At 58.0% G+C, this 21,115-nt stretch carries 20 protein-coding genes and 1 other RNA gene; 13 read left to right on the forward strand and 8 right to left on the reverse strand.

The window, feature by feature from the left end:
• Nucleotides 1-2: 2 nt before the first annotated feature.
• The 4 genes from BCS36_RS10895 to BCS36_RS10910 all read right to left on the reverse strand — a co-directional run bounded on the left by BCS36_RS10895 (nucleotide 3) and on the right by BCS36_RS10910 (nucleotide 3,528).
• Nucleotides 3-731 (reverse strand): helix-turn-helix domain-containing protein, encoded by a 729-nt coding sequence (locus BCS36_RS10895; RefSeq protein WP_291302919.1) that lies wholly within the window; start codon nucleotides 729-731, stop codon nucleotides 3-5.
• Complete coding sequence (gene hflC, locus BCS36_RS10900) at nucleotides 731-1,579, reverse strand: protease modulator HflC (protein ID WP_291302920.1); 849 nt, start codon at nucleotides 1,577-1,579, stop codon at nucleotides 731-733. The genes BCS36_RS10895 and hflC overlap by 1 nt, the downstream gene beginning before the upstream one ends.
• The gene (gene hflK / locus BCS36_RS10905; RefSeq protein WP_291302921.1) at nucleotides 1,579-2,742 is read right to left on the reverse strand and encodes an FtsH protease activity modulator HflK; all 1,164 of its coding nucleotides are present in this window, start codon (nucleotides 2,740-2,742) and stop codon (nucleotides 1,579-1,581) included. The genes hflC and hflK overlap by 1 nt, the downstream gene beginning before the upstream one ends.
• A gap of 525 nt (nucleotides 2,743-3,267) precedes the next feature.
• Nucleotides 3,268-3,528, reverse strand: a complete 261-nt coding sequence (locus BCS36_RS10910) for a hypothetical protein (RefSeq protein WP_291302922.1) — start codon at nucleotides 3,526-3,528, stop codon at nucleotides 3,268-3,270.
• A 76-nt stretch (nucleotides 3,529-3,604) separates the two neighbouring features.
• Here BCS36_RS10910 and BCS36_RS10915 point away from each other — a divergent pair, with 76 nt between their 5' ends.
• Complete coding sequence (locus tag BCS36_RS10915) at nucleotides 3,605-3,916, forward strand: hypothetical protein (protein ID WP_291302923.1); 312 nt, start codon at nucleotides 3,605-3,607, stop codon at nucleotides 3,914-3,916.
• A gap of 194 nt (nucleotides 3,917-4,110) precedes the next feature.
• Here the strand turns inward: BCS36_RS10915 and BCS36_RS10920 are convergent, their stop codons facing one another.
• Nucleotides 4,111-5,769 carry a ribonuclease J gene (locus tag BCS36_RS10920; protein ID WP_291302924.1) on the reverse strand — a complete coding sequence of 553 codons (1,659 nt, stop codon included), beginning with the start codon at nucleotides 5,767-5,769 and terminating at the stop codon, nucleotides 4,111-4,113.
• A gap of 38 nt (nucleotides 5,770-5,807) precedes the next feature.
• Nucleotides 5,808-7,133: a TolC family protein gene (locus tag BCS36_RS10925; RefSeq protein WP_291302925.1), complete on the reverse strand. Its 1,326-nt coding sequence runs from the start codon at nucleotides 7,131-7,133 to the stop codon at nucleotides 5,808-5,810.
• A gap of 79 nt (nucleotides 7,134-7,212) precedes the next feature.
• Here BCS36_RS10925 and BCS36_RS10930 point away from each other — a divergent pair, with 79 nt between their 5' ends.
• The 11 genes from BCS36_RS10930 (at nucleotide 7,213) to ffs (ending at nucleotide 16,373) form a co-directional block, all read left to right on the forward strand.
• Nucleotides 7,213-7,416: a hypothetical protein gene (locus tag BCS36_RS10930; RefSeq protein ID WP_291302926.1), complete on the forward strand. Its 204-nt coding sequence runs from the start codon at nucleotides 7,213-7,215 to the stop codon at nucleotides 7,414-7,416.
• A gap of 572 nt (nucleotides 7,417-7,988) precedes the next feature.
• Entirely contained in the window at nucleotides 7,989-8,684 is a 696-nt protein-coding gene (tolQ, locus tag BCS36_RS10935) for a protein TolQ (protein ID WP_291302927.1), read from the forward strand.
• Between the two features lies 1 nt (nucleotide 8,685).
• Nucleotides 8,686-9,144 carry an ExbD/TolR family protein gene (locus BCS36_RS10940; protein WP_291302928.1) on the forward strand — a complete coding sequence of 153 codons (459 nt, stop codon included), beginning with the start codon at nucleotides 8,686-8,688 and terminating at the stop codon, nucleotides 9,142-9,144.
• 8 nt (nucleotides 9,145-9,152) lie between these two features.
• Nucleotides 9,153-10,124 (forward strand): energy transducer TonB, encoded by a 972-nt coding sequence (locus BCS36_RS10945; RefSeq protein ID WP_291302929.1) that lies wholly within the window; start codon nucleotides 9,153-9,155, stop codon nucleotides 10,122-10,124.
• 219 nt (nucleotides 10,125-10,343) lie between these two features.
• Complete coding sequence (locus BCS36_RS10950; RefSeq protein ID WP_291302930.1) at nucleotides 10,344-10,514, forward strand: hypothetical protein; 171 nt, start codon at nucleotides 10,344-10,346, stop codon at nucleotides 10,512-10,514.
• Between the two features lie 126 nt (nucleotides 10,515-10,640).
• Entirely contained in the window at nucleotides 10,641-11,870 is a 1,230-nt protein-coding gene (locus BCS36_RS10955; RefSeq protein WP_291302931.1) for a TonB C-terminal domain-containing protein, read from the forward strand.
• A 30-nt stretch (nucleotides 11,871-11,900) separates the two neighbouring features.
• A complete protein-coding gene (locus tag BCS36_RS10960; RefSeq protein WP_291302932.1) occupies nucleotides 11,901-13,217 on the forward strand; it encodes a translocation protein TolB in 1,317 nt (438 codons plus the stop codon).
• Nucleotides 13,218-13,443: 226 nt separating this feature from the next.
• On the forward strand, nucleotides 13,444-13,911 hold the full coding sequence (gene pal, locus BCS36_RS10965; RefSeq protein ID WP_291302933.1) for a peptidoglycan-associated lipoprotein Pal: 468 nt from the start codon (nucleotides 13,444-13,446) through the stop codon (nucleotides 13,909-13,911).
• Nucleotides 13,912-14,389: 478 nt separating this feature from the next.
• Complete coding sequence (locus BCS36_RS10970; RefSeq protein WP_291302934.1) at nucleotides 14,390-15,361, forward strand: D-2-hydroxyacid dehydrogenase; 972 nt, start codon at nucleotides 14,390-14,392, stop codon at nucleotides 15,359-15,361.
• Between the two features lie 2 nt (nucleotides 15,362-15,363).
• Nucleotides 15,364-16,254 (forward strand): amidohydrolase family protein, encoded by an 891-nt coding sequence (locus tag BCS36_RS10975; protein ID WP_291302935.1) that lies wholly within the window; start codon nucleotides 15,364-15,366, stop codon nucleotides 16,252-16,254.
• Nucleotides 16,255-16,283: 29 nt separating this feature from the next.
• An RNA gene (gene ffs, locus BCS36_RS10980) (signal recognition particle sRNA small type) lies at nucleotides 16,284-16,373 on the forward strand.
• Between the two features lie 330 nt (nucleotides 16,374-16,703).
• Here ffs and BCS36_RS10985 read toward each other — a convergent pair.
• A complete protein-coding gene (locus tag BCS36_RS10985; RefSeq protein WP_291302936.1) occupies nucleotides 16,704-17,480 on the reverse strand; it encodes an FCD domain-containing protein in 777 nt (258 codons plus the stop codon).
• Nucleotides 17,481-17,764: 284 nt separating this feature from the next.
• Between BCS36_RS10985 and BCS36_RS10990 the strand changes: the two genes are divergently transcribed.
• The gene (locus BCS36_RS10990; protein WP_367209440.1) at nucleotides 17,765-19,012 is read left to right on the forward strand and encodes an NADP-dependent malic enzyme; all 1,248 of its coding nucleotides are present in this window, start codon (nucleotides 17,765-17,767) and stop codon (nucleotides 19,010-19,012) included.
• A 719-nt stretch (nucleotides 19,013-19,731) separates the two neighbouring features.
• Here BCS36_RS10990 and BCS36_RS10995 read toward each other — a convergent pair.
• The gene (locus BCS36_RS10995; protein WP_291302938.1) at nucleotides 19,732-21,111 is read right to left on the reverse strand and encodes a sigma-54 dependent transcriptional regulator; all 1,380 of its coding nucleotides are present in this window, start codon (nucleotides 21,109-21,111) and stop codon (nucleotides 19,732-19,734) included.
• Between the last annotated feature and the right edge of the window lie 4 nt (nucleotides 21,112-21,115).

Genomic DNA, 21,115 nt, shown 5'->3' on the forward strand with positions numbered 1-21,115 from the left:
TCTTAAAGTTCCTGAAGAATCCATACCACCCGACCTAACAGACGCTTGGCCAGCAGGTCCGGCGTGAGTGCAGTTTCAGGAAAATCCGACGAATCAGAGCGCAATATATAACCATCCTGGGAGCCATTCAGGAACACGCGCCGCAGGATCACGCCCTCGTTGGGCGCGAAAAGCGCGTATATGCGTCCCGAAATCACGTCCTTATCCAGGGTGTCCACTCCAAGAAGAGCGTCGGACATCACCGTGGGGATCATGTTGGTTCCACGCATGCGCAGCACACATAGTCCGTCTCGCGTAAATGAATGCGGCAGGGATATCTTGCCCGCTATATCCAGAGACGGTCTCGGCTGGTCGTCGCTATAATCAGAGCGCATCTGATAAATGGAAGCCACAATTCCTCTGGCCAAAGTATCGCCGTAGTGGGCGGCGCTTTCAGCCAGTGAGGCAGGGGCGTCCTGCGGCATATAGCCCTGTTCGGTACGCAGGTACATTGGGCCTATGCCCTGTTTGAGCCAGTCGGGGTTTAGCCCGAACTTTTCAAACAGTTTCATAAACCAGTCGCCAGGCACTGAATTACGTCGTTTGGCATCAGAGATGCTCGACTGACGTATGTCCAGCACTTCGGCTAATTCAACCTGGGTGCGGCTGTTTGTCGCCAGCTTGATACGTTCGTATATTTCTGCAAAGGCAGGCATGGTCTTGGACTCCGTAACGCGGCGAAACCGCGTCATCAATGTTGAGGATTAAGAAGAGGCGCTTCGTTGGCCAGCACCATCTTGCTGTTCTCCTTGAGAGATTTTCGCATGGCTTCCAGCCAGCGTTGGTACGCGTAAAACTGGGGAGCCTTGTTATAGGATTGTGCGTAGACAGAGGCGGCTTTGGCATCGCCCGTGCCTCGCGTAATCTGCGCTTCGCGCGCAGCTTCAGCCAAAATGACAGCGCGCTGGCGGTCTGCATCGGACCGGATACGCGTGGACTCTTCTTCACCTTCAGAGCGGTACTGCTTGGCCTGGCGTTCACGCTCGGCCCGCATACGCCCAAAGATGGCACGCTGGTTTTCCGGCGGCAGGTCTGTGCGCTTGATACGCACGTCCAGCACTTCGACACCGTAACTGTGCATCAGGGCTGAAACTTTATTTGTCACTTCCTTCATGATGGCCGCGCGGTGAGATGATACAACTTCTGTAAGCGTGTATGCGCCCACCAGGGCCCGCAACTGGGAGTAAACAACATCGTCAAGTCGTGCTTGCGCGCCAGGGATGGTGCGCATGGTACGATAAAACTGCAAAGGATTAATAATCTTCCAGCGGGCGTAGTTATCAAGCACAATGGCCTTCTTATCTACCGTAAAGGCCTCACGCGAGCGGGCTTCGTAGTCCAGCACCCGCGAGTCGAAGTACACCACATTCTGGATAAAAGGCATCTTAAAGTGCAGTCCGGGTTCATACACCCTATCCAGGGGTTCACCCAGTTGCAGTACCAGGGCTGTCTGCGTCTGATGCACAGTAAAAAAACATTGACTGCCCACAACCGCGACAACCAGCAACACTATCACTATTGTCAAAGAATTATTACGCATCACTTCTTCTCCAAAACCCGGGGGGCAGCAGGCGCGCTCAGTCCGGGCAAGGTCAGGTAGGGCAGGGCCCGCGATGCCGCTGGGCCGTCCATGAGCACCTTTTCGTCAGCGTTGGCAAGAATGTCTTCCATTGCTTCGTAATAAAGGCGCTGTTCCGTAACCTTGGGAGCCTTGCTGTGCTCCGCGCTCAGGGCGTCGAAGCGGGCGGTTTCACCTTCGGCGTTGCGCACGCGCGTGGCCTGATAGGCTTCCGCCTCGTTGAGCATGGCCGCCGCCTGACCCCGTGCCTTGGGCAGAAGTTCGTTGCGGTAGGCTTCAGCCTCATTGATGATGCGGCTTTTGTCCTCTCTGGCGCTGGCCACATCCTTGAATGCGTCAATAACTTCCTGCGGGGGGTGCACGTCCTGCAACTGCACGGCCAGCACCTGAATGCCCGCTCCGTAACGGTTAAGAATCGTCTGCAAAAGCTGCGTGGCTTCGCTCTGGATCTTCAGCTTGCCATCAGTGATGGCCGAGTCGATCTGGCTGTTGCCGATAACCTCGCGCATGGCCGCCTCGGCCGCGTTGCGAACGAGGGCCGTGGGCGCGCTGACGTTAAAAAGATACTGAACCGGGTCGTCAATCTTGTATTGCACGCTGAACTGGACGTTGACAATGTTTTCATCCCCGGTGAGCATCGACGCTTCTTCCGGAACGGTGCGTACCTGTCCCTGCTGGAAGGTCGCGCTCTGCCCCACGGAACGGAACCCTACCTCACTGCGAAGCACCTGGGTTACCTGAGGCTTGTATACGCTTTCAATGGGCGCGGGCAGCGCATAGTGCGGCCCGGGGCCTTCAGTACGGTCATATTTGCCAAACCGCAGCACAACGCCCTGTTCGTCAGGGTTGATTATATATATGCCTGACAGCAGCCAGAGAACCACCACGCCAAGCCCTACAAGCAAAAACCCTCTCCCGTTGGGGAACCGTAACTGCGAAAGCTTCTTGAAGGGGTTGTCGTCCCCTCCGCCGGGTCTATTAAAAGGGGTACGCTTTGCCCGAGGGGCTTGCTGGCGTTCCTGCCCTTCGTCATCGGGTTCTGTCTCTCGTTGTGGTCGGGGGGGAGGATTGCCTCCCTGCTGCCGTTGCCGCTTTTCTTGTAGCTTATCCCAATCCCAATTCATGACGGAGTTTTACCTTTTTTACGTCGTAGCATGATCCCGACTTTTTGAAGCCAGGAAACACCTACGTTTTAGTATGGTGTGAAGTGGTAAAAATAGGGCATGAATGCTGCGCGGTCAAGAACACCGTGCCAGTTGCGTAAACAAGTGCATACTGGATAAGGTATAGACCTTTCTTCGTCAAGACTACCTAGTAATTTACTAGGCTGGCTTGCGAACTTCCGTATTCTCCCTTCTATTCACACCGTAAAGCTCACGCACGAAATTCAAAAAATCGGGCAATCCATAACTGCAAGGTATACGAAACCGCCGAGGCCTGACGTTGCATTTGCAATATTTTTAAAAATTTTTGCGTATTTTATGCAAAAATCATTGGACTGCCGAACTTTGCGCCAAATCCAGGCTGGCGTAAGCGCGGCCGCAGGCCGCAAAAAGGCGGCCAGACGCACCCTCGCGGCGCTGCGGTTACATGCCGCAAGGCGCGCCGGGTGTTCTGCCCGCAGAGACAATGTCGCAATGCGCGTAGCGTTAGTGTGCCAGTTGCACTACATACCCTGTATCGGCATCAACGCTTGGGCTGCGCAGCCTGGCTCCGGCAAAGGGCACAACCCGCATCACATCCACCACCTCAGCTTTGACGACAAAACCGGGAGCATACAGCAGACCGTCCCGAACTTTCTGACCTCCGCCCTCCTGCCAAAGCAGCAGGCCGAAAAATAGCCCACAACCCGCAAGGGCAGTGCACAACACAACATAAGGAAATCTGGCAGCCTCGCTTGCCTTGTTCATGACAGCTCCTTGCGGCAGTTTTTACCGCCGTCAATATCTTGTCATGAAAAAAGCAAGATCCATGCCGTTAAGGCGCATGTCGCGCGGCATTATCCGGCAGGGGCTTCTTAAAAAAGACGAAAGCCTCACCTCAAGCCCACGCCAGACAACGCGAATTTCGCGGCACACTCCCCCAGTAAACGCCGGAACCCACAGCAGCGCTCAAAAGCGCGCCAGAGCCTTTGCCCTCTGTTCCGCACGGGCTGAAGCCACAATCCTGAAATTTCCGGTCTGGCCGCGCGCCCAGGACAAGCGCCAGGACCTCTGGTCCAGCAGCGCCATGCCGAAGGTCTGCGCAGCCAGTGGCCGCCGTCGGGCCGTCTGGCCCCGAGGGCCTAACGGCACGTAACAGCCCATATTGGCCCATACTGCCCGTAACGGCCAGTCATGCCAGCCAAGATCAGGCCACAGACGCAAACATATATTTGCAGCGCATACGGCGCGCCCTTTACGACGTCTGGCAACTCAGACAAACCGCGTCTGGCCTTCACGACAGGCGTCTGCCCGGCGCAGCCGCCAGAGCGGTTTTGCCTTGAAGCCGCGCTAAACCTCGCTGATAATGGCCACCACCACAGGATCGCGCTCAAGCACGCGGCGGAAGAACCGCCGCAGCGACGAGCGTATGCCCTCCTGCATGCGATTGAGCTGTCCGGGACGAGCCGCTTCAATTTCGTCCAGCACAAGGCACTTGGCGTCTTCAAGCAGATGGCTGTAGTGCTGCTCGAACACAAATCCCTTGGAAATCATCTCCGGCCCGTGCAGTACGCTGCCGGTTTCAGAATCCACGACCAGCACGACAATAACCATGCCCTCATCGCCGAGGATGCGGCGCTCACGCAACACTGCGTAGCCCACGTCGCCAACGCCCTTGCCGTCCACGAGCGTACACTCCACGGACACCTTCTGCTCCAGCCTGAACGAGTCTTCCAGCAGGGTCAGGGGCTGCCCGTCCTCCAGAAGAATGACGTTCTCTTCTTTGACGCCACACTCCACAGCCAGACGGCCATGCTTTACGAGGTGCTGGTACTCGCCGTGCACGGGCACAAAAATCTCGGGCCGTACGGCCTCGAACATTGCCCGCAGTTCTTCGCGCTGGGCGTGGCCCGAGGCGTGTATGGCGTGGACGCTTTCATACAGCACTTCCGCGCCCATGCGATACATTTCATTGATGAGCTTGGACACGGCCTTGGCGTTGCCCGGTATCATGCGCGAACTCATGACCACGGTATCGCCCTTGCGGATCTCAAGCTGCCGGTGGCCGCCAAGCACCATGCGCGACAAGGCCGACATGGGTTCGCCCTGCGCGCCCGTGACCACAAGAACCTGTTCGTTGTCAGGAAGGTCGGGCACGCCGTTGTGGGCGTTGAAAAACTGCGGCGGCAGCTTGGCGATGCCAAGATCGCGGGCCATCTCTATATTGTTGGCCAGGGATTTTCCGCTGATGACGACAGTGCGCCCGAATTCGCGCGCGAGGTCGAACACTTCCTGTATCCGCTGGATATGACTTGAAAAAAGCGTAATGACAATGCGTCCTTCCGCCCTGGCAAAGATCTTTTCCAGCGAATCCTTCACTTCCCGTTCCGTGAGGGAATGCCCCTCACGCATGACGTTTGTGGAGTCTGAAAGTAGAAGGCGCGCGCCCTGCGGCCCCGCGAAATCGCGAAAAACGCCAAGATCAGTGCCCGTGCCGTCAAGAGGATGCGGATCAATCTTGAAATCGCCGCTATGGACGACGCGCCCGATGGGCGTTTCCACCCCAAGGCCGAAGCCTTCAGGAATGGAGTGACAGACCGGAAAAAAATGGAAGGTCAGATCGCCCAGCGGCAGCACCGTTTGCGCGTCCACGGGGCACAGTTCCGCCCAGTCGAGAATTTCACGTTCGCGCAGCTTGTGTTCCACAAGGGCAAGGGTAAACCGCGAACCATAGATCCGCGTGCCCTTGAGTTCGGGCAAAAGCCAGGGCAGAGCCCCTATGTGGTCTTCGTGCCCATGCGTGAGCACAATGCCGAGCAATCTATCCTTTACGGCGCTGACTGCGCCAAAATGCGGGATAACCACGTCCACGCCCAGATGGGCGTCGTCAGGAAACATGAGGCCGCAATCCACCATGACCACACCGCCAGCTGTTTCCCACAGCTGACAGTTAAGGCCGATTTCCCCAAGGCCCCCCAGGGGCGTAATAGTAAGGTAGGGTTCTTTCATTCCTCTTTCGCTTGTGCTTGGCGCTCCAGGCATTCGGGTCAGCGCCTCATGAGTTCCGGTTGAAATTCGCCCATGGCCACATACAATTGCGACAGGGCAGTAAGGTAGTCGGCCTTGGCTCCCGTCAGGGCTGCCTGGGCCGTGGTGAGCTTGGACGATGCGTCCAACACGTCAAAGTTGGTGCCCACCTGTTCCTGGTAGCGGGCCAAAGCCACATGGTAGGCCTCGGTGGCCTGCTCCACGGTTTTTTCCGCCACATTAATGCGTTTTTCTGCTTCGCGCACGGCCAGCAACTTGGACTTGATGTCATACCCCACGCTGAGCTTCAGATTTTCCGCCTCATAGCGCATCTTGGTGACAAGCCATCCGGCTTCCTTGTCAGCGTAATAGGTAGTGCCCCACTGAAAAACATTCCAGGTGGCGCGCGCGCCCACTTCCCAGGTCTGCGAACGCGAGCCGTTGCCGCCGTCCTTTTGCAGGTCGGGCGTGTTGCCGCTCTGGGTTATGTTGTAATAGCCCTCTACCTGCGGATAATAGTCGCTCTGTACCGCCTGCTGATTCTTGCCGGCAATCTCCACCGACTTGGCGGCCATGTACAGATCGGGCCGCTGGCGATAGGCAGCCTCAAGGCATTGCTCCAGCGACCGTGTAAAAGGCACGTGGACAAGCTGCCCCGTGTAATTTACCTGCGCGGTGGCCGGAAGCCCCAGCAGCGTGTTCAGCCGGGCATAGCTGGTTTCACGATTGTTTTCAGCGATGATTACCGAGTTTTCCGCCTGGTACACGTCAACCTCGGCCTGCAGCACATCCAGCCTGGGGCGCAGACCCACATCAAAGAAGGCCGTGGTGATGCGCAGCTGATCGCGCAGACGCGCCAGAGCGTCACGCTCGCTGCGCACGCTCTCTTCATAGCGCAAAAGATTCAGAAACTCCGCCTGCACCTGTTCCGTCATGGACAGTTCGGCATTGCGCAGGGCCGCCTTGTCGCTGTCGGCCTGGAGGGCGGCCCGCTGGTAGTTGGCCAGCAGCTTGAAGCCCTGAAACACCGGCTGTGAAATCTCCACTCCCCAACTGTAGGTGCCCATCTTTGGCGGCTTGACCGTGGCAGGATTGCTTGTTCTTTCCTGCTTGGCCGTTGAATAGCTCATGCCAAGCCTGGGGCCGAAAGCGCCGCGCGCGGACTTGCGGCTTTCTTCCGACGACCGCCCCTGCGCTTCCTGCGAACCGAGACTGGGGTTAAACTCCAGAGCGCGGTTCACGGCGTCGTGCATGGTGATGCGCAGCGCCTTGCCCTCGTTTTTTCCCGTACCTGCCGCTGTTCCGTCTTGCGGCCCAAGGCTGCGCTGCCCCTGAAAAAGCGGCACAGCAGCCCCTGGCCCCGTGCCGCGCTGCGCCGCATCGGAGGGGGAGCAAAAAAAGGCCAACAGGAGTACGAGAAAGAGGATGGACGAGCGAATCACTGAAACCGCCGTAATTGAAGAGGTGGCACGCGCCCTGGAAGCGGCGTATGGAAAGGTGGCTCTCGCATTGCCTGCATACAACGCGCAACACGTCATTGGCAATACAGCCCGGCACACCCTTGACGTGGCGCTATGGCCAGCCTGGCATGGCCCCGGCTGGCTCGGCAATATGCGCCCAAGCATATAGGACTCAATGAAAAAAATAAATATAAAATATTCCATGCCGCCAGGTGGCATCACCCCCCATCCAGCGCAGGCCGGGCATTTTTTCACCCGGCTTGCCAAAAAAACTTCTTCATATACTATCTGTACCGTGCACGGCACAGCGGGCCACACGCAAAACGGCGGCATTCAGGCCGCCAGACGCGCTCTACAGGTCCTTCACAGCCTGTTTTTTCAGCAAAAGGCGGCAAGCGGACAAGGCCGCCGCCACGCGCAACTGCCTCATGCAAGACTGCCCAACTCTGCGCCGCGCGGGCGCAGATCCGGTACTTTTCAATCATCGGACTTGACGAACCGCCCGGACAGGTGCATTCCGTTCCGGCGTGCAGGTTTAAAAACCCCGGCCAAAGCGGGCCAGGGGCAAAAGGTCTAAAAAAAATCTTGAAACTTTGCCCCACTCGTTGCATTCTCCGCCAGAGCCTTATGCGGCTGTGACGGCGCTGCCGTCATGACCGGCGCTTTTTTGCGTCCTGCGTTCCGGCACTACTTGCGGCGATTTGTGAAAAACACGGCTGCTGCGCACTTATGGAGAACTTCATGGAATTCAGTTTCTTTTCAATGATTGCCCAGGCGAGCCTGGTGGCCAAGGCGGTGCTGGCTCTTCTGGTCGTTATGTCCATTATCAGCTGGGGGCTGATGATCCAGAAATTTTTCGCGCTCAGCGCCGCCAACAACAAGGCGCTTAACGGCACGGAAGGGTTTGAAAAAGCCCCCAATCTGCGTGAAGCCGTGCAGTCTCTCGGCGCAGATCCCGCATCTCCCCTCTACTATATAGCGCATCAGGGCGTGCTGGAATTCAACCGCTCCAAGGAGCTTGGCAACAGCAGCGAAGTTGTGGTGGACAACGTCCGCCGCGCCCTGCGTCAGGGTGTGGGCAGTGAACTGGCGCGCTTGCAGCGCTCGCTCTCGCTTTTGGCCACCACGGCCAATACCGCGCCCTTTATCGGCCTGTTCGGCACGGTGTGGGGCATCATGAGTTCGTTCCACTCCATCGGCATGCTCAAATCCGCCTCGCTGGCCACCGTGGCCCCCGGCATTTCCGAAGCCCTGGTCGCCACCGCCATCGGCCTCGCTGTGGCCGTGCCTGCCACCATCGGCTTCAATATCTTTATGGGCAAGCTTTCTCAGGTGGACACGCTGCTGGTGAACTTTGCGGGCGTCTTCCTGAACCGCGTACAGCGCGAACTCAATGCCCATCGGCCCGTGCAGCGTACGGGCGCCACGGAGATGTAGCATGGGAGCCAACGTCGGAGGCGGCAACAAATTCGTTTCGGATATCAACGTCACGCCCTTCGTGGACGTCATGCTGGTGCTGCTCATCATTTTTATGGTGGCAACGCCCATGATGAGCCAGGGGCTTGAGGTTGACCTGCCCCAGACCACGCAGGTTGAAGTGCTGCCCACAGAAGCCGACCATATGGTGCTTACCGTGCGCAACGACGGCAAGATATATCTGGACGAATACGGCGTGGACAGTATGGAAGACCTTGAAGGCTACCTGCAGCGTCTGGTCAAAGAAAAAAATAAAACGCTCTTCCTTCAGGCAGACAAGGCCGTACCTTACGGCACTGTGGTGGAAGTTATGGGACATATCAAGGCCGTCGGCATTGAAAAGCTCGGCGTCATCGCCGAACAGCCCGATCAAGCCCCGGCCAAGGGCGGCAAAAACGCCCCTGCCCGTGCCCCGAAGTAGGTTTTCGTATGCGTCTGGCCTCCTATGTTCTTTCCCTGTGCCTGCACCTGGCGGCTTTTCTGCTCATCTGGTTCTGGCCCAGCACGCCGCCTGTCCGGCTTGACGCGCCTCCTGTCATGATCAGCCTGGTGGAGGGCGCGCCTGGCGGCAACCGTACGCCTTCCCCCATTCTCGGGCATATGGGCGCGCCGGGCGACGGGCCTCTTGCGCCCACTCCGCCTGCGCCCAAGGCAGAAGTTGCTGCCCCGGAACGGGTTGAAGTAAAACAGCCTTCTCCCGTGACGCCGCCGCCCAAGCCCGATGTGGCCCCGGTCAAGAAGCCCGAACCCAAGCCGGAACCAAAACCGGAACCCAAGCCCGAGCCCAAGCCGGACGCTACGCCCGTGGCCGCCAAAAAAGAAAACAAGCCCAAGGAACCGGAGAAACCCAAGGAAGCTGAAAAGCCCAAGGATCAAAAAAAGCCGGAACCTGCCAAAAAAGACGACAAGAAGGACGACAAGAAAAGCCCCCAGAAGTCAGCGGAAGATCCGGTGGCCGCAGCTTTGCAGCAAGCCAAGCGTAACGCCACGTCGCGTGCCGATTCCGGCGACAGGGGCAATGCCGTTGAGCAGGCCCTTGCCCAGGCCCAGAAAAGGGCTGGCGGCAATCGCGGCGGCGGCGGCGGCGAAGGATCGGGCCCTGGCGGCGGCGGACTCGGCGACGTCTACCAGGGGCAGGTCATGCTGGCGGTGCGCCCCAACTGGGGCTTTACCTCGGCAAGCCGCAGAAATCTGAGCTGCGTCGTACATGTGCGCGTGGACATGCAGGGCAAAGTGCAGCAGGCCGTCATATCGCAAAGTTCTGGCAACTCCCAGTTTGACGCCTCCACGGTGAACGCCATCATCCGCACCAGCCAGAGCGGGGACTTCCCCGCCCCGCCTTCTGCGGAATACGGCGACATGGACCTTGTGTTCACCTATGACGAACTGATGGGCAGATAACGCCAGCAATCCACATCCGCGAAGGGATCTGAGGCCGCGATGCCGCTTTTGCGCATGACGACAGGTCGCGTTCTGGTTCATATGCTCTGCACTTTGTGAGCCTCGCATTCCTGCTGGCGTCATGAGCTGGGGCGGCATCAGCCCCTCAGATCCCGCCCGATGCGCAAAAAACGACAGAAAACGCGCCCTCCCCGGCCAACGCCAAAACCGCCGGGACAGATGCCTGAAAAGCTGCGTGGAACTGGCTTTCACATCGGCGCACTGCTGTGGTTCAAGAATCCGATAGCCGCAGCAGTGGACAAGAGCGGCAAAGTACAGCAGATTACAATGGTGCAACGCTCTGGCGCGAACAGTTTGACGCCTTGCGGCCAAGGCCATTACGCGCACTGACAGAGAAGAAGGTTTTGCGCGCCGCCTCTGATCAGGATTGTCAGATAACTTTTTTCTTCACTATGGACGGAGACATGAAACGTCCTTTTTAACATACAGGCTATTCTGTGCCTACAGGAGGTAACCATGCCGTCCGCGCAGCGCACGTCGCTTCTCTATTTTTCCTGCAGACTGTTTCAGCTTTTTGGCATACTGGCCCTGAGCCTCACGGCGACGGGGGCTTGGGCCGCCGCCATGTCATCAGCGGACGCTTCTGGCGGCTATGCCGGTAAAATGCTTGATAAAATAGTGGACATATGGGCCCCGCCCCCGGCCCTGAAAGGGGACTTTCAGGTTCAACTCAAAGTGGGGATCGACGGCAAAGGCCATGTGCTGAGCTGCACCCCGGTGCGCCCATCCGGCATGGAAGCGCTGGACAGTTCCGCCTGCGGCGCAGTACGCCAGATAGGCTCCTTTGGCAGAACGCCGCATGAAAAACCGCTGGAAGTGCACCTGTCCTTCTGGACAGGCACGCCCAAGGGCAAGACGCGCAACCAGATCCCGGACGATGCGGAATCGCTGCGCCTTGAGGAGCGAGCCCGCGTCAAGGCCGAGGCCGCCAGGAGCGACAACATGGCCGCTGGCGCGGAAGAGCGCGCGCGCCAAAGGGCGGAAGAAGCCGCCAAGGCTACCGGCAAGGATCTGCCCGATATCAGGCCCACGGTTGTGGCTCCGACGCCGCCCGTCAAAGAAAGCTCCGGCGGCAAGAAGGAAAAAACCGCCGAAAAGGCCGCGCCAGTGACAGGCCGTAGCCAAGACAGCACCCCGGCCAAGGTAAGCCTTGGAGGCCCGCAGTCAAAAAAGGATCAAGGCAAGGACAAGGCAGGCGAAAGCGCCACACCGGCGAAAGCAGCGCCCCTGACCATCGCGCCATCTCCCCTGCCGGTCGTAGCCGATGCAGGGCAAAAGGCGTCCGCCTCAGGCGACGTCGCAGGGCCTGCAGGCCGCAGCGTGGCTCCCTCCCCTGCCATTTCCAAGTCTGCCGCAGGTCAAAAAAGACTCTACGGCCCGGAAAATAAGGCCCAGCACAAATACGGCAAAAATTACGACAAATATTTTTCCAATGTGACACGGCAGCTTGCCGAGTCTATCATCATACCGGTTGAAACCCCGCCCGGTACCTATTATCCTACGGTGCGGCTGAAGGTGAACCCCAAAACAGGGGCCATTGAGGATGCCGCCCTTACTGAAAAAAGCGGCGACAAAATGCTTGATTCCTTCGTGCGCAAAGGCATTGGCAAGGTTGGCAGCATCCCGCCGCCACCCGAAGGGCTTGACGCAACGCTGGATATAACTCTTACCCTGGTGCGCCGTTAGCGCGCCGATGCAACAAGGACTGCTGACGCCATGAAAAAACTGCTTCTTCTCCTGGCTCTGGGGCTCTGTCTGGCCCTGGGAAGCGGGGCACAGGCCGCCATGCGCGTGGACATTTATGGTCCGGGCCAGAACATCGTCAATCTGGCTCTGGCCGCGCCCCTCAAAGGCCCGCAAACGCCAGCCTCGGGCATGGGCGCAGACCTGCAAAAGATTGTTCAGGAAAACCTGAGCTTTCTGCCCTTCATGCGCCTGACCGACCCCAAGGCCGTGCTGGGCGGCGTGGTTCTGGCCGGTTACGAACCGCCCTCACTGGATTTCAAGCGCTTTCAGCTTGCCGGGTCTGACATAGTGGTGACCACCTACTGGCCTGAAGGCGACAGCGGCACCCGCCCGGTGCAGATCCGCGCCTTTGAAACCAACACCGGCGGCCGCCTTTTCGGCAAGGAATATCCCAAGGTCAGCTCCCGCGATCTGCCCGAAGTGGCGGACCGCTTCTGCGCCGACCTGCTGGAGGCCCTGACGGGCAACGGTTCCTTCTTCCGCTCCACGCTGGCCTTCGTCAAGAAAAACGGCAAGATGGATTCCAACGTCTGGCTGGTCAAGCCTACGGGCCGCGATCTGCGCCAGATCACCAATATGCCCGGCGAGGCCATGTCTCCTGCATGGTCCCCTGACGGGCGCTTTGTGGTCTTTACCCAGATTGATCCCCAGTCGCACGCTCTGGGCGTTTGGGATCGCGCCACCGGCAAGGTGCAGCGTATCCGCTTCCCCGGCAACGTGGTCATCGGGCCTGCGTTCATGCCCGACAACAAGGTGGCCGTGGCCCTTTCCAACGGCAAATACCCCGTCATCTTCCAGCTCAACCACGTTTTCCAGAAAGAAAAGGTGCTGGAGCAGAGCGACGCCATCAACGTCTCGCCGACCTTTGACTCCACCGGCACCAAGATGGCCTTTACCTCCTCGCGGCTGGGCGGGCCCCAGATCTTCCTCAAAGACCTCAGCAGCGGCTCCATTACGCGGGTGAGCAAAAACGGCACCTACAACTCCGAAGCCAACCTCTCGCCTGACGGCACCCTTGTGGTTTACAGCCGCATGACGGATTACGGCCACCGCATCTTTGTGCAGGACATGCTCACGGGCATGGAGCGCCAGGTGACCTTTGGCCCCGGCAGCGATGAGCAGCCCGCGTTCTGCGCAGACAGCTACTTTATCGCATTTTCGTCCTCACGCGGCGGCGGACGCGGCATTTACCTGATCACGCGACATGGCGGCGACGCCAAACGGGTGCCCACCGGTGGAGGAAACACCTCATTTCCTCGTTGGGGCATGCCTGGGGTGCAAAAATAATTATTACGGCTGATTGATTGGATAAAAATATTTTTTACCCGGTTTTCAAGGATTTCACGCCATGCCGGGTAAAAAATATTTTACGAAAGTGGGCCGAAAACCCAACACACTTCTTGACAAAAATTACGGTGCAGATACCATCTGTTATGCAAGGGCAATGCGCCCTTATGTGTGCAGAAAGGAAAGGTATTAATTTCTTGGAGAATGAGCTGTTCAGGAGGACACAATGAAACGCTACGCTCTTATTCTCGCTCTGGTTATGGCTCTGGCCGCCGGTTTTGGTTGTGCAAAAAAGACCACTGGCGAACCCGGCTATGACGATGGCATGACCCCTGAAATGCGCGCTGCTGTTCAGCAGATCACTGATGGCCGCGTGTACTTCGCTTTCGACAAATTCAACGTTGAAAACCAGTACAAAGAAATGCTGAAGCAGAAGTCTGATCTGATGAAGCAGTTCCCCAGCATCCGCGTTCGCATCGAAGGCAACTGCGACGATCGTGGCACCCAGGAATACAACCTCGCCCTTGGCGAACGCCGCGCCCGCGCTGCGTACGAATACCTGGTTATGCTCGGCGTGAACCCCAACCAGCTTGAAATGATCAGCTACGGCAAGGAAAACCCCGCCGTGCAGGGCAACAACGAAGCCGCTTGGGCCAAGAACCGCCGCGACGACTTCCGCGTGATCGCCCACTAGACCTCTGGTCTGTGTGACGAACTTGAAGGCCACCCGCAAGGGTGGCCTTCTTTGCATTCTGTTTCCCACCACTAAAATACGGTATATTTAGCGCACCCACGGCAGCAGCGCTCTGGCGGCTGCACGGCAGACGCCCGCCGCGCGCCGCAGCGGGCGTCGCACCATTGAGAATATCCATTCTCAATGGTACGTTGCGCCAGATCAGAGAACCTTTGAAGCGCTTTGCAGGTCAATTTGTCATTCTGCCGAAGAATTTGATGTTCGGCAGAACCGCGCCACGTTGCGGCGTTGCACTCTCGTGCAGCGGCAGAGCATTGCATCTTTGAAAAAAGCAACATGCTCTGGCCATCTCAGAGGCGGACAGATTCACGCACTGTCAGGCTCAATGCCTGCTCAGACCAACAGCGGCCTCCCTGACCCGGGCCACTTGCGGAGGCTTCCGGCTCGGGCTACACTGCCCACAAGCGAGGATATTTCAATGAAGATTGTCATTCTTGACGGTGGGGTGCTCAACCCCGGCGATGTAGACTGGGGCCCCATCAAGGCTCTGGGCGATGTAACCATTTACGAGTCGACCACCAGGGACCAGCTGGCTGAACGGTCCAAGGGCGCCGACGTTCTGTTGACCAACAAGACCCCGCTTCTCAAGGAAGACCTGCCCGCCATTGAAGGCGTGCGCATGGTGGGCGTGCTGGCCACCGGTTACAATATCATTGATGTCGATGCGCTGGCCCAGCGCGGCATACCTGTGTGCAATGTTGTGGCCTACGGCGTGAGCGACGTAGCGCAGCATGCCATGGCCATGCTGCTGGAACTGTGCCGCCACACCAGCCTGCACACTGAGAGCGTAAAAAACGGCGACTGGCTGAAATCAAAGCAATGGTGCTACTGGAAGCTCCCGCCTGTCTGCCTTGAGGGGCTGACCATGGGGCTTATCGGTTTTGGCTCCATTGGCCGCCGTATGGGCGAACTGGCGCACGCTTTCGGCATGAGCGTCCTTGCCCACTGCCGAGTGCCCAAAAATCCGCCCACCTACAGCCCCTTTGCCTTTGCCACGCTGGAGCACCTCATCTGCTCTTCGGACGTCATTTCCCTGCACTGCCCCCTGACCAAGGAAACGCGGCATATAATCAACGCGAAAAGCCTGTCCAACATGCGCAAGGGCGCCATACTGCTCAATACTTCCCGTGGGCCGCTTGTGGACGAGGCAGCCGCCGCCGAGGCCCTCAAAAGCGGCCAGTTGGGCGGACTTGGCACGGACGTTCTTTCCGAAGAGCCGCCCAGCGCTGACAACCCGCTGCTCACAGCCCCCAATACGCTTATTACGCCGCATATCGCCTGGGCCACTACCAGGGCGCGGCAGAACATCATTGACCTCACTGCGGAAAACATCCGCCGCTGGAGCGCGGGCACGCCCGTCAACGTCGTAAATGGGGTGGGCAACGCCTAGCCATGTACATCGACATCCACACCCACGCCTTTCATCCCAAGATTGCGCACAAGGCCGTGGAGCACCTTAACGGACATTATGATGTTGCCTGCGCTGGCAATGGCACTATCGACGATCTGCTGCAACGCGAGCGCAAGGCCGGAATCGACAGGTGCGTGGTGCTGTGCGCAGCCACAGCGCCCGCACAGGTCATTCCGGCAAACAGTTACGCCATCAGCCTGCAACGGGCCTACCCCGACCAGGTTATCGCCTTTGGCACGGTGCACCCCGGTTATGAGCAGTGGGAAGCGGAACTGGACCGCCTGGAGGCGGCTGGCATACGCGGCATTAAGCTGCACCCGGATTTTCAGGGATTCTGGCTCAACGACCCGCGCCTTTTGCCCATCTTTGAGGCATCTCAAGGCCGCTTTGTGTTTGAAATGCACATTGGCGACAGAATCTCCCCTGAAAAAAACCCTTCCTGCCCCTACAAGCTGTCGGCCATTCTGGACGCCTTCCCCCGGCTTCAGGTCATTGCCGCGCATTTCGGCGGCTACCGCATGTGGGCGCACGCGCTCAAGACCCTTATGGTCAGGGAGCGGCCCAACCTCTGGTTCGACACGTCCAGCACCACGCCCTTTTCGACCCCCATGCTGGTCAAAAGGCTGCTGGCGGCCTGCCCCCCGGAAAGAATACTCTTCGGCACGGACTGGCCGCTTTACGATCCGGTTGAAGAACGCCAGCGGTTACAGCAGATGGGCGGCTTAAGCGACAGCATGATGGACAGGATACTGAGCAATGCCGCCGCCCTGCCCGGCCTGCTTGATCGGGAAAAAACCAGGATCGGGGCCACACTGGAGAACCAGCGAGCCCAAATGCAACACACTGCCGGAACGACACTGGCCGGGCATTGACAGCCCACATCTTTGCAGGTAAAGCATTTGCCAGGCCGGGCGGCGGCAACACTGCCAACTCCGTCAGGTCCGAAAGGAAGCAGCGGCAACAGACGTTGCCGGGTGTCCGGCCTATAAAAGCCGCAACGGAAACTCCGTTGCGGCTTTTACTTTTTAGGGCATTGCCCCTTGTTCAAAGGTAAAATACTCCAGCTGCGCGGCAGTGCAGATTGACCCGCCAGAGCCAGCCCCGCATCCGTCAGGATGCTCATGCAGTAAATGCGCCCCGCGCTCTCGTGCAGCGTTCGAGCATTTACACTTTTTCAAGGTTAACATGCTCTGGATATAAAGCATGTACCGCTTGAAACGCTCGAGCCCGGCAGGCAAGAGCCTGCCTGCCAGCATTTCGTGGCAAGGATTTTCAGAAAAATCCTTGCAGAGCAGTTAATTCATTTCATTCGCAAACGGATTTAACGGCTTTTTTCCGTATCAGACATGACATCCACCTGATAAATGCCGCGCATTTCTCCCAGGTGGGCGCGCATGGCCTCTTCAGCCGCATCGGCGTCACGCTGCTTCAGCGCTTCGTAAATCCGCACATGGGCTTTGTATGCCAGTTCGCTCTGCTTGCGCACCTGCATGGAGGCGTACAGGGGCGTGATCAGCCAGCCCGCAAAGCCGTTGGAAATGATGTCCAGAAAACTGTTCGACACGCAGTGGACAAGGTAGCGGTGAAAATCAATGTCCGCCTCGGCAAATTCACGTATTTCCGAATTGTCCAGCAAGGTGCGCTGCCGTTGCAGTATGCGCTCAAGTTCGGCCAGATGCTCGTCTGTCATATGCCGGGCCGCATGACGCGCCACCGCCGTTTCAAAAAACTGTCGCAGATCGTGCATCTGCCGCCAGCCGTCATGCGTGCTGGAATAAATTTCCATAGTGGCGCGCATTTCGCGCAGCAGGGGGTTGAGCGTAAGCCGACAGACCCGCGCGCGCATGCCGGGCGACACTTCTATAAGGCCCATGCGCGCAAGGGCTGAAAGCGCTTCGCGCACAGCAGGACGCCCCACGCCGAATTCATCCATAAGTTCACGTTCAGAAGGCAGTTTTTGCCCCACCTGGTATACGCCAGATTGTATATCTTCCAACAGGCAGGACAGCACCTCCACATGCACGCGCGGACGCTGGATGCTGCGCCTTCTGCCCTGCAGCCTTTCCGCACTGCCATTATTCGCATTGGTGGTCGTCATGGCGCTATCTATCTCCTTTAGACAGTAAGTAATCATGGCATGGATAACCTTGCCACGCGGGTTTTCAAAATACAATTGGCATCACAGGTCAACATGCCCCACTTGCCAGCAATGGACGCAAAGAAGCTGTTTGCTTGCCTCGGCTCTTCCTGTATACCTACGGAGCAGCAAGGATTACGGCGCACAGCGCCCCTTGCCATTTTTTTCGTCTTAACCGCCCGCGAGGCCGTTCATTTCGACCCCCCAGGCAGAACACGTCAGTCAAGGAGTGTATCATGTCTCGTATCAAGAATCTGCGGGATGAAGCCCTGGCCATGCACAAGGAGTATCAGGGCAAGATAGAGGTGCGCGTCAAAGTGCCCGTGAATGACGCCGATGACCTTACCCTGGCCTATTCGCCCGGTGTTGCCGAGCCCTGCATGGAAATCTACCGCCAGCCCGAAACGCTTGATGTCTATACAAACCACTCCAACTTTGTCTGCGTGGTTTCCAACGGCACTGCTGTGCTGGGCCTGGGAGACATCGGCCCTGCCGCCGCCATGCCAGTTATGGAAGGCAAATCCCTGCTCTTCAAAACCTTTGGCGATGTGGACGCCTTCCCCGTTTGCGTCAACACCAAGGATACCGCTAAAATCGTTGAACTGGTGGAACTCATGTCGCCCACCTTCGGCGGCGTGAACCTTGAGGATATCAAGGCTCCTGAGTGCTTTGTCATTGAAGACAGCCTGAAAAAGAACGGCATCTTCAAGGGCCCCATCTTTCACGATGACCAGCACGGCACGGCTGTTGTCACGCTGGCCGGGCTTATCAGCGCTCTCAAGATCGTGAACAAGAAGCTGGAAGAGATCACCGTCGTCACCAGCGGCGCAGGCGCAGCGGGCATTGCCATCATCAAGCTGCTCATGGCGCTTGGCCTGAAAAACGTCATCATGTGCGACTCGCGCGGCCCCATATGGGAAGGACGCCCCGATGGCATGAACTCCTACAAGGAAGACATCGCCCGTCGCACCAATCCCCAAAAGATCAAGGGCGGCCTGGCCGACGCCATCAAGGGCGCGGACGTCTTCATCGGCGTGTCCGCTCCCGACACCCTCACTGAAGACATGATTCGCAGCATGGCCAAAGACCCCATAGTCTTCGCGCAGGCCAACCCCATTCCTGAAATCTGGCCGCTGCAGCGCGCCAAGGACGCCGGTGCCAAAGTGATTGCCACGGGCCGTTCAGATTGCCCCAACCAGATCAACAACGTGCTGGCCTTCCCCGGCATCTTCCGCGGGGCTCTGGACGTGGCCGCCACGGATATCAACGACGCTATGAAAATTGCGGCAGCCTATGCCATAGCTGATCTGGTCAAGCCGGAAGATCTGAACCCCGAGTTCATCATCCCCTCCACGCTCAACCCCGAAGTAGCGCCGCGAGTGGCCGCCGCCACAGCCAAAGCTGCCATGGAAAGCGGCATTGCCCGCAAGCCGATGGACCCTGAAGTTGTGGCCCAAAACCTCAAAAAACGTCTGGCCAACCGCAAAGGCTGATGCCCCGGGCCGAACCGCACATAGTTTCTGCAGTTCCGGCGGCTGCCCAAGGCAGCCGCCGGACAGAAAACTGGCTACCCTGTCTTCCCTGACCTGCTGCCTTTTTTGTAAAAAAGGCATTAAAGCGCTTTCTCGCTGAAATTTCCCTGCGACTGCGCGCAGACGCCCGCCACGAAGCGCAAGCGCTGCCTGTGGCGCTGAAACGCAGGTGAGCCTGAGTCTTCAGGCATTGAGAACACGATTCTGACGACTGACACTCTAGCTGATCAATCAATCAGCATTTCTGGGTGGTTGTCGCCCTTCACGCGCTCCCAAAACCGCGTTCTATTCGAGCAGCCCTGGCCACAGTTTATGCAGTGGGGTATCCTTACGTAAAAAATCAGGTTTGACAAGTTAAATAAGGATACCACTGACCACTCCACCGACAAAGGCAGCAGGCTGCGCCTTTCTGTTCCGACTCAACAGCGGAGCATCTTTGAGAATATGTATTCTATAAAATTTTCTTTAGCAGCATACCCCCTGCACGCCAGTCGTCACGCCGTTATTTGCCAGCGCTTTTGCCCCGCCCATACGCGAACAGGCCCGTCTTCCACAGAAGACGGGCCTGTTCGCACATTGTACAACAAAAAACCAATAAAAGTTTTAGGGGGTGGGGGCGTGGGGGAGGAACCCCTTTTTCAAAGGGGTCCCTCCCCCACAAAACATCTCAGTAAAACTCTCTAATGCCCTGTTATGGCATACTTTTTCAGTTTGTACTGCAGCAGGCTTTTTGAAATACCAAGATATTCCGCAGCTTTGACCTGCACAAGATCCGCCCGCACCAGCGCTCTGCGGATGAGGGCGGCCTCAATTTTTTCCAAGGTGTCGGCAAGGTCCAGCTGCACGGGCAAAAGGTCCACGGCGCTTTTGAACTGCGACTCTTCATCACGGATCTCTGCGGGCAGATTGTCCACATTGATGACCGCGCCGGGCACCAGCACAAGACAGCTCTCCACCACATTTTCAAGCTGCCGGATATTGCCCGGCCACTCGTAGCCCGTCAGGTAATTGAGGGCCTCGGTGCTGAAAGTTTTGGGGGGCATGGTGTTGTCGGCACAGACTTTTTCCACAAAGTGGGCCACCAGCAGCGGGATGTCTTCACGGCGCTCGCGCAGGGGCGGCAGGGGAACCTGCACCACGTTGAGCCTGTAATACAGGTCATCACGAAACGCGCCCTTTTCCACCAGGGCGGCAAGGTCCTTGTTTGTGGCTGCCACCACGCGGATGTCCACCTCGATTTCTTCGCCGCCGCCCACGCGCTCGAACCGCCGTTCCTGAAGCACACGCAAAAGCTTGACCTGAAGATCGGGCGTGAGTTCCGCTATTTCGTCCAGAAAAAGCGTGCCCCCGTCGGCCTGTTCAAACCGGCCGCGCCGCATGGCCACAGCGCCGGTAAAGGACCCTTTTTCATGACCGAAAAGTTCGCTTTCCAGCACGCCGGGGTTGAGGGCCATACAGTTGACGGACACAAAGGGGTTGTCCTTGCGGGGGCTTGTATAGTGGATGGCGCGCGCCACAAGCTCCTTGCCGGTGCCAGATTCGCCGGTGATGAGCACCGTGGAACGGCTGGGCGCGGCCCGCTCGACCATGACAAGCACGTCGCGTATGGCGCGGCTGCGCCCCACGATCTTGTGCACGCCGTAGCGGTCTTCCATAACTTCCTGCAGCAGGCGGTACTGCCTGTGCGCGCGGGCGAGTTCCACCGCGTTGTGGATGGAAAGCAAAAGCTCGTCATTGGAAAAAGGCTTGGTAATATAATCAAAGGCCCCGTACTTCATCACGTCCACAGCGCTTTCGATGGATCCGAAGGCCGTCATGATGAGCACCGGAATATAGGGCCAGCTTTTTTTGACTCTTTCAAGCACCTGACGCCCGGTGACCTTGGGCATCTTCATGTCCGTCACCACCACGTCGACTTCGCTTTCTTCAACAAAGGCCAGGGCGGTTTCGGGGTCGCTGATGGCGGTGACTGCGTATCCTTCGTCTTCCAGCAGGGTTTGCAGAACAAGCAGATAGTTTTTTTCGTCGTCAATAATAAGAATATGCGCTTTTTCGCTCATAAGA

This window comes from Desulfovibrio sp. MES5 (assembly GCF_002237645.1).
GTDB lineage: Bacteria > Desulfobacterota > Desulfovibrionia > Desulfovibrionales > Desulfovibrionaceae > Desulfovibrio.

What these genes read in the sequence shown, in the direction of transcription:
- BCS36_RS10920 (WP_291302924.1), bottom strand. Translation starts at nt 5,769, where the DNA reads ATGAAAGAACCCTACCTTACTATTACGCCCCTGGGGGGCCTTGGGGAA.
- BCS36_RS10930 (WP_291302926.1), top strand. Translation starts at nt 7,213, where the DNA reads ATGGACGAGCGAATCACTGAAACCGCCGTAATTGAAGAGGTGGCACGC.
- BCS36_RS10950 (WP_291302930.1), top strand. Translation starts at nt 10,344, where the DNA reads ATGCCTGAAAAGCTGCGTGGAACTGGCTTTCACATCGGCGCACTGCTG.
- BCS36_RS10960 (WP_291302932.1), top strand. Translation starts at nt 11,901, where the DNA reads ATGAAAAAACTGCTTCTTCTCCTGGCTCTGGGGCTCTGTCTGGCCCTG.
- tolQ (WP_291302927.1), top strand. Translation starts at nt 7,989, where the DNA reads ATGGAATTCAGTTTCTTTTCAATGATTGCCCAGGCGAGCCTGGTGGCC.
- BCS36_RS10995 (WP_291302938.1), bottom strand. Translation starts at nt 21,111, where the DNA reads ATGAGCGAAAAAGCGCATATTCTTATTATTGACGACGAAAAAAACTAT.
- BCS36_RS10940 (WP_291302928.1), top strand. Translation starts at nt 8,686, where the DNA reads ATGGGAGCCAACGTCGGAGGCGGCAACAAATTCGTTTCGGATATCAAC.
- BCS36_RS10910 (WP_291302922.1), bottom strand. Translation starts at nt 3,528, where the DNA reads ATGAACAAGGCAAGCGAGGCTGCCAGATTTCCTTATGTTGTGTTGTGC.
- BCS36_RS10945 (WP_291302929.1), top strand. Translation starts at nt 9,153, where the DNA reads ATGCGTCTGGCCTCCTATGTTCTTTCCCTGTGCCTGCACCTGGCGGCT.
- hflK (WP_291302921.1), bottom strand. Translation starts at nt 2,742, where the DNA reads ATGAATTGGGATTGGGATAAGCTACAAGAAAAGCGGCAACGGCAGCAG.
- BCS36_RS10955 (WP_291302931.1), top strand. Translation starts at nt 10,641, where the DNA reads ATGCCGTCCGCGCAGCGCACGTCGCTTCTCTATTTTTCCTGCAGACTG.
- pal (WP_291302933.1), top strand. Translation starts at nt 13,444, where the DNA reads ATGAAACGCTACGCTCTTATTCTCGCTCTGGTTATGGCTCTGGCCGCC.
- hflC (WP_291302920.1), bottom strand. Translation starts at nt 1,579, where the DNA reads ATGCGTAATAATTCTTTGACAATAGTGATAGTGTTGCTGGTTGTCGCG.
- BCS36_RS10970 (WP_291302934.1), top strand. Translation starts at nt 14,390, where the DNA reads ATGAAGATTGTCATTCTTGACGGTGGGGTGCTCAACCCCGGCGATGTA.
- BCS36_RS10895 (WP_291302919.1), bottom strand. Translation starts at nt 731, where the DNA reads ATGACGCGGTTTCGCCGCGTTACGGAGTCCAAGACCATGCCTGCCTTT.
- BCS36_RS10915 (WP_291302923.1), top strand. Translation starts at nt 3,605, where the DNA reads ATGTCGCGCGGCATTATCCGGCAGGGGCTTCTTAAAAAAGACGAAAGC.
- BCS36_RS10975 (WP_291302935.1), top strand. Translation starts at nt 15,364, where the DNA reads ATGTACATCGACATCCACACCCACGCCTTTCATCCCAAGATTGCGCAC.
- BCS36_RS10985 (WP_291302936.1), bottom strand. Translation starts at nt 17,480, where the DNA reads ATGACGACCACCAATGCGAATAATGGCAGTGCGGAAAGGCTGCAGGGC.